Consider the following 13238-nt stretch of genomic DNA (forward strand, 5'->3'; position numbering starts at 1 on the left):
GATGGCATTCGACCCCCAGCTGATCGTCGGGCCCGAGCTGACCGCCCAGCACGGCATCGGCGTGGTGGCCCCGTTCGACTTCGCGCTCGACCGGGAGCTGTGGCGCTGGACGCCCGACGACGTTTCGCTGTTCATGACCCGGCTCCCGTACGTCCCGGTGCCGGTCACGGTGGAGATGGCCTCCGCCCTGTCCGACCACTCGATCGTGCGGCAGGCCGTCCGCGACGTGCTGGCGCCCGAGCCGCTGGCGGTGGCCTACGCGTGCGCGTCCGGCAGCTTCATCCGGGGCGCGCGGGGCGAGCGGGAGCTGACCCAGGCGATGCTGACGGCGGGCGCGCCCGCCGCCACGACCAGCTCGGGCGCCCTGGTGGAGTCGCTGCGGCTGCTGGACGTCGACCGGATCGCGGTGGTGACGCCCTACATCGACAGCGTCACCGACCGGCTGGTGTCCTTCCTCGGCTCGCACGGAGTCGGGGTGGTGTCGTCGGTCGGCATGGGCCTGCTCAACCACATCTGGAAGGTCGGCTACGGCGAGGTCGTCGAGGCGGTCTCGGCGGTCGACCGCCCCGAGGCGGAGGCGGTCTTCATCAGCTGCACCAACGTGCCGACCTACGACATCATCGCCCCGCTGGAGCGGATGATCGGCAAGCCGGTCCTCACCGCCAACCAGGTGACCATGTGCTCCGCGCTGCGGGCCATGGGCTGCCAGGCGGCCGGCGAGGGCCAGTGGCTGGTGCAGCTGGGCCGGGCCACGGCGGCCTGACCCCCTGACCAGGGCCTGAACAGGGCCCGGGCGGGGCCCCGCGCGGATGGGCAGGGGGACGGCCCGGCCGGTGCCCGCACCGGCCGGGCCGTCAACGCGAGCCCAACCGCGGGCAAAAGATCGGAAATGTTAGGATTGTCAACAATCTGAATCTGCACCCGGATTCGGAGCGGAGGACGGATGGCACCCACGGCGCCCGCGATCGGATTCCTCTACCCCGGCTACTCGGCCGAGGACGACTATCCGGTCATCGAGAAGATGCTCGGCGACGTGCGCCTGCCGGTCGTGCACACCCTGATGCGCGAGGACGCGCACCGCGTCGACGCCCTGCTGGACGTGGGCGGCGCCGACGTGCTCTCGGAAGGGGCGCGCGCGCTGGCGGGGCTGGACGTGCGAGCGGCCGTCTGGGCCTGCACCAGCGGCAGCTTCGTGTTCGGCTGGGACGGCGCCGCGGGCCAGGTCGAGGGCGTGCGGGAGGCCGCCGGCGCACCCGCGTCCAGCACCTCCTTCGCCTTCGTCAACGCGGCCCGCCATCTCGGCCTGCGCCGGGTGGCGGTCGCGGCCACCTACCCGGCCGACGTGGCCGAACGGTTCGTGGACTTCCTGGGACGCGCGGGCATCGACGTCGTCGCGCTGTCGTGCCGCGGCATCATCACCGCCGCCGAGGTCGGCACGCTCGGCCGGGACGAGGTGCTCGACTTCGTCGCGGCCAACGACCATCCCGACGCCGAGGCCGTGCTGGTGCCCGACACCGCGCTGCACACGGTCGCCTGGCTGGACGACCTCGAGGAGCGCCTGGGCAAGCCCGTCCTCACCGCCAACCAGGTGAGCGTCTGGGAGGGCCTGCGGCTCGCGGCCGGAAGCGGCGACGGCGCCGCGTCCGCGCTGCGCCCCCGCACGGGCCTGGGCCGGCTGTTCGCGGCCGGGCTCGACGCGGGCTCCGCGGCCGCCACCGCCGTCCCCTGGGAGGCCGGGCCTCCGGTGCCGGGTGCGCACCGTCCCACGCTATGAGAGAGGGGCCTTGCGCATGGGCCGATTGGGCGAGCTGGAACCCGTCCCCCGCAAGTCCACCGTCGAGATCGTCTACGACGAGCTGCGCTCGGCGATCCTGTACGGCCACCTGGCGCCCGGCGAGCAGCTCGGCGAGGCCGAGCTGGCGGGCCGGCTGGGCATCAGCCGCGGCCCGCTGCGCGAGGCCATGCAGCGGCTCGTCCAGGAGGGCCTGCTGCACAGCGAGCCGCACCGCGGGCTCTTCGTGATCACGTTGGACGAGGGGGACGTCGAGGACGTCTATCTGGCCCGGCTGGCCATCGAGCGGGCCGCCTGCACCCTCGTCATGGACCGCAACCGCGGCGAGGCGGTGGCCCGGCTCACCGAAGCGCTGGAGCACCTCGTCGAGGCCGCCCGCGAGCGCGACCGGGTGAAGATGAGCGACGCCGACCAGGCGTTCCACGAGGTCCTGGTCAGCTCCTCCGGCAGCGCCCGGCTGGAGCGCATGTCCCAGACCCTGCTGGTCGAGACCCGGATGTGCCTGAACGCCCTGCAGGACACCTACCCCGAGCCCGGAGAACTGGTCGATGAGCACCGGCGCCTGGTCGACGCCATCTCCGACGGCGAGGAGGAGCGCCTGCTGCGCCTCATCGAAGACCACATGACCGACTCGATCAAACGCCTGGCGTGACGAGAACACAGCTCATGGTGAGGGTGGACAAGGCGGGGCCCCGCGTGTTGCCATAGGCTGCAGATTGTCGACAATCCTACTGGGAGGACCGGATGGCTCAGCTGTCTCCCGTGCTCAAGCAGGCCACGCCCGTCCTGGCGGAGCGCGGCGAGGGCGTGTACCTGTACGACGAGGCGGGGCGCCGCCACCTCGACTTCACGGCGGGGATCGGCGTCACGAGCACCGGCCACTGCCATCCGCGGGTCGTCGCGGCCGCCCAGGAGCAGGTCGCCACGCTGATCCACGGCCAGTACACGACGGTGATGCACAAGCCCCTGCTGCGCCTGACCGAGCGGCTGGGCGAGGTGCTCCCCGAGGGCGTCGACTCGCTGTTCTACATGAACAGCGGCAGCGAGGCGGTGGAGGCGTCGGTGCGGCTGGCCCGGCACGTCACCGGGCGGCAGAACATCCTGGTCTTCCAGGGCGGCTTCCACGGCCGGACGATGGGCGCCGCCGCGCTCACCACGGCGGGCACCAAGTTCCGCGCGGGGATCGGGCCGCTGATGCCGGGCGCCGTGGTGGCGCCGTTCCCGCAGGCCTACCGGTACGGCTGGAGCGAGGAGGAGGCGACCAGGTTCGCGCTGCGCGAACTGGACTACGTCCTGGCCACCTCGGGTGCGCCGCAGGACACGGCGGCGTTCCTGGTCGAGGCGGTCCTGGGCGAGGGCGGGTACATCCCGGCGCCGCCCGCGTTCCTGCAGGGGCTGCGCGAGCGCGCCGACCGGCACGGGATCCTGCTCATCCTCGACGAGGTCCAGACCGGCTTCGGGCGCACCGGGAAGTTCTGGGGCCACGAGCACGCGGGCGTCCGGCCCGACGTGGTCGTCACGGCCAAGGGGCTGGCCAGCGGGTTCCCGCTGTCGGCGATCGCGGCGCCGGCGGCGCTGATGGAGAAGGCCTGGCCCGGCTCGCAGGGCGGCACCTACGGCGGCAACGCGGTGGCGTGCGCGGCCGCCCTGGCGACGCTGGACGTCATCCAGGAGGAGGGCCTGGTGGAGAACGCGGCCGAGATGGGCGCCCGCCTCCAGGACGGCCTCCGCAAGATCGCGGCCGAGCACCCGGCGATCGGCGACGTGCGCGGGCTCGGGCTGATGCAGGCCAGCGAGTTCACCGCGCCCGGCGGGGAGCCGGACGCGGGCGCCGCGCAGCGGGCGCACAAGGCCGCCGTCGACCGCGGCCTGCTGCTGCTCACCTGCGGCGCGCACGGCAACGTGGTCCGCATGATCCCGCCGCTGGTGGTCAACGGCGACCAGGTCGACGACGCGCTGGCGCTGTGGAGCGAGGCGGTGGCCGAGGCCACCGCCTGAGCGGGCGAGCGGGCGCGGGGCTCCTCTGTTAGATTCCGAACCCCGTTCTGGTTTCCAGGTCCGGAGGAGCCCCACCATGAGCCCGTGGAACACGCCCGAACGCGTCGCGCTGCGCCGGCTGGTGCGCGACTTCACCGTCCGGGAGATCGTGCCGCACCTGGCCGCCTGGGAGGACGCCGGGGAACTGCCGCGGGAGCTGCACCGGAAGGCGGCGGCGGCCGGGCTGCTGGGCGCGGGGTTCCCGGAGGAGGCCGGCGGCGGGGGCGGCGACCTGTTCGACGCGATGACCGTCGCCGAGGAGCTGATCCAGGCGGGCGGGTCGGGCGGGGTGGTGGCCTCGCTGTTCACCCACGGGATCGCGCTGCCCCACATCATCGCCTCGGGTGACGAGGACCTGGTCGAGCGGTTCGCGCGGCCCACGCTGGCCGGGGAGAGGATCGGGGCGCTGGGCGTCACCGAGCCCGAGGCCGGGTCGGACGTGGCGGGCCTGCGCACCACCGCCGTGCGGGACGGCGACTCCTACGTCGTCAACGGCGCCAAGCTGTTCATCACCTCGGGCGTGCGGGCCGACTTCGTGACCACGGCGGTGCGGACCGGCGAGCCCGGGTACGGCGGGATCTCGCTGCTGGTGATCGAGAAGGGCGCCCCCGGGTTCGCGGTGTCCAGGTCGCTGAGCAAGATGGGCTGGCTGTGCTCCGACACCGCCGAGCTCGCGTTCACCGACGTGCGGGTGCCCGCCGCCAACCTGGTCGGCGAGGAGGGCTCCGGCTTCGTGCAGATCATGCGGAACTTCGTGACCGAGCGGCTGTCGCTGGCCGTCCAGGCGTACGCGACGGCGCAGCGGTGCCTGGACCTGACGCTGGAGTGGGTGCGGGCCCGGGAGACGTTCGGGCGGCCGCTGTCGTCCCGGCAGGTGGTCCGGCACAAGCTCGCCGAGATGGCCCGGCAGGTGGACGTGGCGCGCGCCTACACCCGCGGCGTGGCCGAGCGGCACGCCGCCGGCGAGGACGTGCTGACCGAGACCGCCTACGCCAAGAACACCGCCGTGTACGCGGTGGAGCACGTGGTGCACGAGGCCGTCCAGCTGCACGGCGGGATGGGCTACATGCGCGAGTCGGAGGTGGAGCGGCACTACCGGGACGCGCGCATCCTGGGCATCGGCGGCGGCACCAGCGAGATCATGAACGAGATCGTCGGCAGGCGCCTGGGCCTCTAGGAGCCGGGCCTCCAGGAGACGCCGGCCCGGTCGGCGAGCGCCTTCAGCGGGGCGCCCAGCAGCGGGGCGGTGGCGGCGGCCGCCGCGGAGCCCAGGACGATCGACCAGGCCACCGGCCCCAGCGGGGTGCTGCCGAAGAAGTGGCTGACCCCCGGCGTCTCGATCACCGCGGCCAGCACCAGCAGCGAGGCGGCGCAGGTGGCCAGCACCGCCGGGCTGCGCCATCCGGACTGCAGGGTCTGCGCGAGCTGGGTGATGACCAGCGCGGCCAGGCCCATCGTCCCGGCCCGCCGGCGCCGTCCGGTGAACCGGCCGAGCTGCCAGGCCAGCACGGCGCCCAGCGCGGTCACCACGCCGCGGGCCGCGATCGCGTCGTACATCGGGTCGCCGAGCGCGCCGGCCTTGGGCGGGGCCGCCGGATCGCCGGCCGCCGGGTCGCCGTCGCCGTCGGGCGGGGCCAGCGCCACGGCCAGCGCGGGCATCATGTCGGTGAGCATGTTGACCAGCAGCAGCTGCCGGGTGGTGAGCGGCGCCCGCCCGCCCAGCGCGGTCCCGTAGATCGTGAAGGCGACCTCGCCGGCGTTCCCGCCGACCAGGATCGAGACGGCGTTGCGGACGCTCTGCCACAGCGCGCGGCCCTCCAGCAGCGCCGCCACGATTCCGGGCAGGTCGCCGCCGCGCAGGATCAGGTCGGCCGCGAACGGCGCGGCCCGCGAGTCGCCGCTGGACAGCCCGATGCCCACGTCGGCGAGCCGGATCGCGGCGGCGTCGTTGGCGCCGTCGCCGGTCATCGCCACCACCCGCCCGGCGCGCTGCAGCGCCTGCACGATGCGGACCTTGTGCTCGGGGGTGACGCGGGCGAACACCGAGGTCGCGGCGATCCGCGCGGTCCGCTCGCGGTCGCTGAGCCGGTCCAGCTCGGCGCCGGTCAGGGTGCGCTCGGGATGCGGGACGCCCAGTTCGGCGGCCACCGCGCGGGCGGTGTCGGGATGGTCGCCGGTGATCATCGTGACCCGGATCCCGGCCGCGGTGAGCGTGCCGATCGCCTCGGCCGCGTCCGGGCGGGTCGGGTCGGCGATGCCGACGAACCCGACCAGCACCAGGTCGGCGGTCTCCGGCAGCTTCTCGGCGTCCTCCAGCCCGCCGGGACGGGCCTCGGCGACCGCCAGCACGCGCAGCCCGCGGCCCGCCAGGCGGTGCACGGTCCGTTCGACGGACGCGCGCCGCCGCGCCGTCATGGGCTCGGTGTCGCGCCCGGCCCCGGCGCGGGCGCGGGCGACCAGGCGGTGGCAGCGCGGCAGGACGACCTCGGGGGCGCCCTTCACCGCCAGGTACGCCTCGCCGCCGTCGCGGCCGGTGGCGGCCGAGTAGCCGCGGCTGGGCTCGAACGGAGTCCGGTGCAGCGGCTCCCACTCCGGGTCCCCGCCGAGCCGGGTCTCGGCGGCGTCCAGGACGGCCCGGTCGGTGGCGTGCTTGACGCTCCCGGCCGCGGGGTCGGGGCAGGCGCGGGCCGCGACGGTCAGGACGCGGCGGCCGAGCGGGCCGTCCAGTCCGGTGCCGCGCAGCGGGCCGCTGGCGCGGGTGACGCGCAGCCGCCCCTCGGTGAGCGTCCCGGTCTTGTCGAAGCACAGGGTGTCGGCGCGGCCCAGCGTGCCGAGCGTCCGGGACGAGCGCACCAGCACGTCGCGGCGGGACAGCCGGCGGGCGGCGGCCAGCTGCGCGACCGTCGCCACCAGCGTGAGCCCCTCGGGCACGGCGGCGACCGCGACCGCGACCCCCGAGGAGATCGCCTGCCGGGCGGAGACGCCGCGCAGCAGGCCCAGCACGCTGACCAGGCCGCCGCTGAGCCCGGTCACCGGCAGCGAGATCCGGGTCAGCTCGTTCAGCTGTGCCTGCACGCCGGTGGGGGCGGCGCCGCGGCCGGCCAGCGCGGCGGCCCGGCCCGCCTGGGTGGCCTCGCCGGTGGCGACCACGACCGCGTAGCCGCGGCCGGCGAGCACGGTGGTCTGCTCGTACAGCATGCAGCCGCGCTCGTCGAGGTCGGCGCCGGGCACGGCGGCGAGCGACTTGGACACCGGCAGCGACTCGCCGGTCAGGCTCGCCTCGTCGACCTCCAGGTCCTCCTCGGCCAGCAGGCGGGCGTCGGCGGGCACCACGTCGGAGGGGCCGACCGCGATGACGTCGCCGGGGCGCAGCTCGGCGGCCGGGATGACGTCGTACGGGGCCCATCCGGTCCGGCCGTCGAGGGTGAAGTCCCAGGCGCGGGGGTCGTCCGCGTGGTCACCGGTGCGCACCCGGCGGGCGGGGGCGCGCTGGCCGAGCAGCAGGCCGCGCAGGGCGCGCTCGGCGCGGGCCCGCTGCACGCCGCTGATCAGCGCGTTCCCGGCCATGACGCCGCCGACCAGCGCGGCGTCGACACCGGACCCGACGACGGCGGACGCGGCGGCGCCCAGGACCAGGACGGGCGTCAGCGGGTCGCTCAGCTCGTGCCGGACGGAGGCGGCGACCTCGCCGAGCGCCCTGACCGGCGGCGCGGCGCGCAGCGGCGCCGGCAGCGGTCCCGGCAGCAGCCGGGTGCGGGGAGGGGCCTCCTCGGCGGCCATGGCGCCGCGCAGGCGCAGCGCCTGCTCCGCGGCGGTGACCGGGTCGAGCGCGTGCCACTGGATGCGGGGCAGCGGCCTCGGCGCGGGCCGGGTCGCCAGCCTGCGGGCCGACAGCAGCCCGCCGAGCATCGCGACCAGTGCCGCGCTGTAGACGGGGGCCAGGTCGAACGCCGAGGTCGCGCGGCGCCCGGTCAGCACCAGCAGGACGCCGAGGGACGAGCCGCCGAGGGCCAGCCGCACCGCGCGCCGGCTGCCCTCCCTGGCCGCGCCGACCGCGATCAGCACCCGCCAGGCCTGGTCGAGCCCGCCCGTGCAGATCAGGTCGGCGCCCCAGCAGGCCGGGGTGCCGCCGTCCACCGGACCGGCGGCGGAGACCCCGACGGACACGTCGGCGGCCAGCGCGGCGCCCTGGTCGGAGGCGGTGACGACCAGCACGCCCTCGCCGTCGCGCTGCAGCGCGCGGACGTGGTCCAGCAGCGGGGTGGCGGCGTCCAGCGCGTCGTCGGCCAGGGGCAGCAGATCGGCGGTGGAGACGTGCTCGGTCAGCAGGACGCGGGCGCCGCCGTCCCGCGCCGCGACCAGCAGGGACTCGGCCAGCGGGGCGAGCCTGCGCCCCACCAGCGCCTCCCCCAGCACGCCGCCCTCGGGTCCGAGCACGCGCAGCCGGAGGCCGCCGGGATCGGCCGGGGTCCCGACGGTGCCGCGGGTGCGCTCCAGCCGCCAGCCGTCCGTGTCGGGGACGCCCTCCAGCCCGGGGTCGACCTCCAGCAGCCGGGACGCGGCCCGCCACACCGCGGCCCCGTCGGCGGAGATGATCTCCGGTTCGGGGCCGCACAGCGCGGCCGAGTCCAGGACCACGGCGGTCATCCGGTCGAGCCGCCGGTAGCAGCGGCCGTCCATCGGGACGATGCCCTGGCGGGCCAGCGCGCGGCCGAGACCGGAGGCGAACGCGCGCCGGCCGCTGTGGGCGGCGCGCGGCACCATCGCCAGCAGCACGTCGGCGGCGGCGCCGGGGTCGCGGCCGAAGCCCGCCACGCCCGCCGCTCCGACCAGCGCGGCGATCGCGGAGCGGTCGGCGCAGGTCTCCACCGGTCCGGGCGGCAGCGGCTCGGGCCGGGCGGGCCGGTGCGGGGCCTCGGTGGGCAGGCCGCCCCCGGACAGGCTCTCCTCCCAGCGGCTCCAGGCGGCCCGCTGGGCGTTCGCCTCGGCCAGCTGGACGCCGTGCTGCAGCGCGGCCACGGCCAGCGAGGACGGCTCCTGGGTGAGGGCGTGCAGCGCGGCGTTCGTCACGGCGAGGACCAGGTCGGTGCCGTGCGGCCCGAGCCGGTGCTCCAGCCGCCTGCGCAGCCGCGGCTGGCCGTCCAGCCAGACCACGGCGACCCGGGTGGCGCGCGGCCACCGGGGCAGCCAGACGAACCGTCCGGCGATGGCCAGCGCGAACGCGGCGCAGTCGGAGGCCAGCGCGATCGTCTCGACGGTGGCCGGCGCGAGGTCGCCGGGATGGCTCTCCATGGGGAGGGTCGTGTCGGAGACCTGGTGCTCCTGCTCCACGGCGTCGATGGCGTCGAGCACTTCCTCCAGGGTGATCTGGTCCTCGTCGAACGCGGTGAGGACCTCGCCGGTGACCGCGTTGACCTCCGCCCAGTGGACGCCCTTGAGCCGGCGCACCGCCTTGGTGGTAGCGGCGCGCAGCTCGGCGCCGGCGGGGGTACGGGTCGCCGGGTGGCCGCGCAGCTCGATGTAGGCCCTGCCCTTGCGGGCCCAGACCCGCCGCCGGGTCCGGGGGCCGATCAGGTTCGCCAGCTCGGCGCGCTCCACCAGCTCACTGAGCGCGGACGGAAGGGGCGGATGCGGTACGCGGGGGCGGGGCACATGGGGGCGTGGCACGCGGGAGAGCCCGGCGGAGGCCAGCCCGGCGGTCCGGGAGGCGGCGCCGCCGACCAGCCCGGCCGTTCCGGAGACGGGCCCGGACGCCGGCCCCGTCGCCAGCCCCGTCGCCAGCCCTGTCGCCAGGCCGGCGGCCAGTCCGGTGGCCAGCGCGGTCGCTTCTGAGGCCGTCTCGGCGGTCAGGCGCGCGGTACCGGAGGCCAGGCCGGCGGCATGGGCCGTCGCACGGGGCACGAGACGCGCCGCCGACCGGAGCACTCCCACCGCGTCACCCTCTCACCGCGCCGCCCGTTCGCAGCGTCGCCTGCTCGCAGCGCCGCCCCACGATCACGGGGCGATGCTGACGGCCCGTACCCCGGGCGGGCGGGACGACACCGGCGGGGAGCGGAATTTACCGAGTGGCGGCAATGCCCCGGCGGGCGGGCGGCGGCCGGGGCGCGGACCGGCCGCCGGGCCGGTCAGCTCTGCACGACCGCGCCGCTCGCCAGCAGGCCGTCCACGTCGTCGAAGCCGAGGTCGGTGAGCACGTCCCGGGTCTGCCCGCCCGGCAGTGCCGGGACCCCGTCGGTCTCGGCCGCCGTGCGGGAGAACCGCGGCGCCGGGGCGGGCTGGTGCGTCCCGCCGCTCTCCAGGAACACGCCCCGCTCGGTGTTGTACGGGTGCTCGGCCGCCTCCTTGAGGGACAGCACGGGGGCCACGCAGGCGTCGCTGGGCAGGAAGATCTTCGCCCACTCGTCCCGGGTCCTGGTCTTGAAGACGGCGGCGAACCGCTCCCGCATCTCGGGCCAGCGCTCCTGGTCGAACTGGCCGGGCAGGTCCGCGGCGCCCTCCCGGTCCTCCAGGCCGAGCAGCCGGACGAACTCGGCGTAGAACTGCGGCTCGATCGCGCCGACCGCCACGTGCTTGCCGTCGGCGGTCTCGTACACGTCGTACCAGGGCGTGCCGGTGTCGAGCATGTTGACGCCGCGCCGGTCCTGCCAGAGGCCGCCGGCCAGCATCCCGTGGATGAAGGTGGACAGGTGGGCGGTGCCGTCGACGATGGCGGCGTCGACCACCTGGCCCTGACCGCTGGTGCGCGACTCCAGCAGCGCCGACAGCACGCCGACGACCAGGTACATGCTGCCGCCGGCGAAGTCGCCCAGGAGGTTCAGCGGCACCTGGGGCGGGCCGCCCGCGCGGCCGATGGCGTGCAGCGACCCGGTGATGGCGATGTAGCCGATGTCGTGCCCGGCGCTCCTGGAGAGCGCGCCCTGCTGGCCCCAGCCGGTCATGCGGCCGTACACGAGCCGGGGGTTGCGGGCCAGGCAGTCGTCGGGGCCGATGCCGAGCCGCTCGGTGACGCCGGGCCGGAAGCCCTCGATCAGGACGTCGGACTTCTCGATCAGGCCGAGCACGACCTCCCTGCCCCGCTCGCTCTTGAGGTCGACGGCGATCGAGCGCTTGCCGCGGTTGCTGAACTCGGTGCCGCCGGTGGTCTGGCCCTCCCTGACCGCGGAGGGGCGGTCGACCTGGATCACGTCGGCGCCCAGGTCGGCCAGCAACATCGCGGCGAACGGACCCGGCCCGATCCCGGCCAGCTCGATCACCCGTACTCCGGACAGCGGCCCCTTGCCCATCCCAGACCCCTTTCACCGGGCCCCACGGCCCGGCTGAATCCTATTCGGTGCCTCCTCAGTGTGCACGATGGGCGTAAGCGGCCCCTGACCGGGCGCCCGGTTCAGCGCCGGCTCACGGCGCGGGCCGGGCGGTGAGGGTGACGGGCCTGGCCGGACGGCGCTCGGGGTCGGGCGGGACGGCGTACAGGAGCCGCGACTCCACCCGGCTCATCTGGAACGGCCCCTTCGCCTGAGGCGTGAGCCCGCGGGCCGCGGCGGCGACGTAGTGCCACTCGCCCAGGGCGGACCGCCGCCAGGTTCCGGCGACCGGCCGCCGCGGGTCGCAGGCTCCGGTGGGCTGGACGGTCTTCTGGACCAGGAGGGCAGCCTGCCCCGTCGCCCCGCCCCCTCCGGGGCCCCCGCTCCCGGAGGAGACCATGCTCGTGCAGACCCACTGAGCCCGCCCGCCTTCAGGGGGCAGCGGGCCCGACCAGAACTCCCAGGCCGTCGCCTCCGGCACGGGCCGCCGGGGATCGGGCGCCGTCAGGCACGCCACGCGCTCCCAGACGCTCAGCCCCTCCTCCGACAGCCGCGCGGGCTTCACCGGCTTGGCGGGCATCGCGGCGGCGGTGCCCTTCTTCGGGGGCGCGGGAACGGCGTACTTGGGCGAGCGGTGCGCGAGCACGACCGGGCGGGGACCGCCGAACTCACCGATGGTCCGGGACGCGCCGTCGCTCTCCAGGTTCAGCACCGGGCCGCGGCCGCAGCGCGGCCGGGACGGGAGCGGCGGGGTGAGGCCCTCGTACGTGACCACCCTGACCCCCGCGAGCGTCTCGGCCCTGTCCCAGGGGGCGAGCAGGTACCGGCCCCCGCCGACCGCCATCGGGCTCGACGGCTCCCTGCCGGCGACCGAGACGGCGAGCCGGTCGTCCGCCCCGGTGTAGCGGCCGACCCGGTCGCCGTGCCGCAGCAGCGCCACCGGACGGCCGTCGACGTGGCCCGCGAAGAGCAGTTGCGGATCGCCGCCGCCCGGTCCGGTGCGCCCGGCCTTGGCGGCGGCGGCCCAGGCGCGCAGGGCCCGGTCGGTGAACTTCCTGTCGCGGACCAGGCCGCCCCGCGCGGGCCAGACGTCCAGGCTGTGCGGGGCCCGCCGCCAGGCGTCCGCCGCCGCGAACCGCAGGCTCAGGTCGTGGGCGTCCGCCGAGGAGGTGCCGCCCAGGAGCCGTCCCGCGGCGCCGGTCTCGCTCAGCACCAGCGCGCCGACCAGCACCGCCGTCAGCGCCACCGCGACGCCGATCGGGATCGGCGTCCGGCCGCGGGCGGAACCCGCCCGGGGCGGGGCGAACGGATCGGTCCCCCGCCGCCGCGGGGCGGCCGAGGGCGGCAGGCCGCGTTCCGGGGCCGGCCGCCCGGTCCCGCGTCCGGGCACCGCCGTCAGGGCCGCCTCCCGGGACCGCTCCTCGGCCGCCCGGATCACCGTCCAGGGGTCGGGGACGCGGAGCTCGGCGAGCTGGTCGCGCACCTCGTACCGGGGCCGCTCCGCCACGTACAGCAGCACGTAGGCGAGCCGGACCCGCGGCTCCAGCGTCGAGAGCATGGCGGTGAGGGACGGGTCGGGCAGCCGGGCCGGCATCGAGCGCAGCCAGGGGCCGAGGCCGATCTGCCGGCGGCGGGACGGGCGCATCGCCTGCCGCAGCACCCGGGTGCGGCGCCGCGCCCGGCCCCGCTCGCGGCCGAGCCCGCGGCCCGGCCCCCATCCGGCGGTGCGCTCGACGATCCGGCGGGCCAGCGCCAGCCGGTAGATCCGCTTGCCCTTGCCCGGGAGGACGAAGTACACCAGCCGGACCAGCTCGCGGTACTCCGCCTCCGCGTGCGCCCTGGCGCCGGTCCCGGAGCCCTGGCCCCGGCCGGCGCCCGGTGCGGCCCGCCGGGCGCGCCTCCGGCCGGTGCCGCGGCCGGCTCGGCCGCCGGCGCCGGGCTTCGGGCCCGGCTCCGGACCCGGCTCCGGGCCCGGCTCGGTGCCGGGCTTCTCCTTCGCATCGTTGCGCATCGCGTCCGCTCCCCGAATAACCGGCAGATGCGAACCAGACATTAAGCAGCGCAACGGCCGCCCAGCACCGGAATTGACGGAACGATTAACCAGGCCG

At 76.2% G+C, this 13238-nt stretch carries 8 protein-coding genes; 5 read left to right on the forward strand and 3 right to left on the reverse strand.

What is annotated here, in order from left to right:
* Position 1 precedes the first annotated feature (1 nt).
* The 5 genes from ACZ466_RS04330 to ACZ466_RS04350 all read left to right on the forward strand — a co-directional run bounded on the left by ACZ466_RS04330 (position 2) and on the right by ACZ466_RS04350 (position 5006).
* Positions 2 to 763, forward strand: coding sequence for a maleate cis-trans isomerase family protein (locus tag ACZ466_RS04330; protein WP_378282132.1), 762 nt, complete (start codon positions 2 to 4; stop codon positions 761 to 763).
* A gap of 180 nt (positions 764 to 943) precedes the next feature.
* Complete coding sequence (locus ACZ466_RS04335) at positions 944 to 1774, forward strand: maleate cis-trans isomerase family protein (RefSeq protein ID WP_464042866.1); 831 nt, start codon at positions 944 to 946, stop codon at positions 1772 to 1774.
* A gap of 16 nt (positions 1775 to 1790) precedes the next feature.
* Complete coding sequence (locus ACZ466_RS04340) at positions 1791 to 2444, forward strand: GntR family transcriptional regulator (RefSeq protein WP_378282130.1); 654 nt, start codon at positions 1791 to 1793, stop codon at positions 2442 to 2444.
* A gap of 92 nt (positions 2445 to 2536) precedes the next feature.
* Positions 2537 to 3790 (forward strand): aspartate aminotransferase family protein, encoded by a 1254-nt coding sequence (locus ACZ466_RS04345; protein WP_378282129.1) that lies wholly within the window; start codon positions 2537 to 2539, stop codon positions 3788 to 3790.
* A gap of 76 nt (positions 3791 to 3866) precedes the next feature.
* Complete coding sequence (locus ACZ466_RS04350) at positions 3867 to 5006, forward strand: acyl-CoA dehydrogenase family protein (RefSeq protein ID WP_378282128.1); 1140 nt, start codon at positions 3867 to 3869, stop codon at positions 5004 to 5006.
* On the opposite strand, the gene ACZ466_RS04355 is transcribed toward ACZ466_RS04350, so the two are convergent.
* From ACZ466_RS04355 to ACZ466_RS04365, 3 genes are all read right to left on the reverse strand, one after another.
* A complete protein-coding gene (locus ACZ466_RS04355) occupies positions 5003 to 9760 on the reverse strand; it encodes an HAD-IC family P-type ATPase (protein WP_378282127.1) in 4758 nt (1585 codons plus the stop codon). The two genes, ACZ466_RS04350 and ACZ466_RS04355, sit on opposite strands and share 4 nt — an antisense overlap.
* A gap of 194 nt (positions 9761 to 9954) precedes the next feature.
* A complete protein-coding gene (locus tag ACZ466_RS04360; protein WP_378282126.1) occupies positions 9955 to 11112 on the reverse strand; it encodes a CaiB/BaiF CoA transferase family protein in 1158 nt (385 codons plus the stop codon).
* 112 nt (positions 11113 to 11224) lie between these two features.
* Positions 11225 to 13141 (reverse strand): hypothetical protein, encoded by a 1917-nt coding sequence (locus tag ACZ466_RS04365; protein WP_378282125.1) that lies wholly within the window; start codon positions 13139 to 13141, stop codon positions 11225 to 11227.
* Positions 13142 to 13238: the final 97 nt, after the last annotated feature.

It is taken from the genome of Actinomadura rugatobispora (genome assembly GCF_055379765.1).

Excerpts from the sequence above, each read along its gene's own strand:
- ACZ466_RS04330 (WP_378282132.1), top strand. The coding sequence starts at position 2 with ATGGCATTCGACCCCCAGCTGATCGTCGGGCCCGAGCTGACCGCCCAG.
- ACZ466_RS04335 (WP_464042866.1), top strand. The coding sequence starts at position 944 with ATGGCACCCACGGCGCCCGCGATCGGATTCCTCTACCCCGGCTACTCG.
- ACZ466_RS04340 (WP_378282130.1), top strand. The coding sequence starts at position 1,791 with ATGGGCCGATTGGGCGAGCTGGAACCCGTCCCCCGCAAGTCCACCGTC.
- ACZ466_RS04345 (WP_378282129.1), top strand. The coding sequence starts at position 2,537 with ATGGCTCAGCTGTCTCCCGTGCTCAAGCAGGCCACGCCCGTCCTGGCG.
- ACZ466_RS04350 (WP_378282128.1), top strand. The coding sequence starts at position 3,867 with ATGAGCCCGTGGAACACGCCCGAACGCGTCGCGCTGCGCCGGCTGGTG.
- ACZ466_RS04360 (WP_378282126.1), bottom strand. The coding sequence starts at position 11,112 with ATGGGCAAGGGGCCGCTGTCCGGAGTACGGGTGATCGAGCTGGCCGGG.
- ACZ466_RS04365 (WP_378282125.1), bottom strand. The coding sequence starts at position 13,141 with ATGCGCAACGATGCGAAGGAGAAGCCCGGCACCGAGCCGGGCCCGGAG.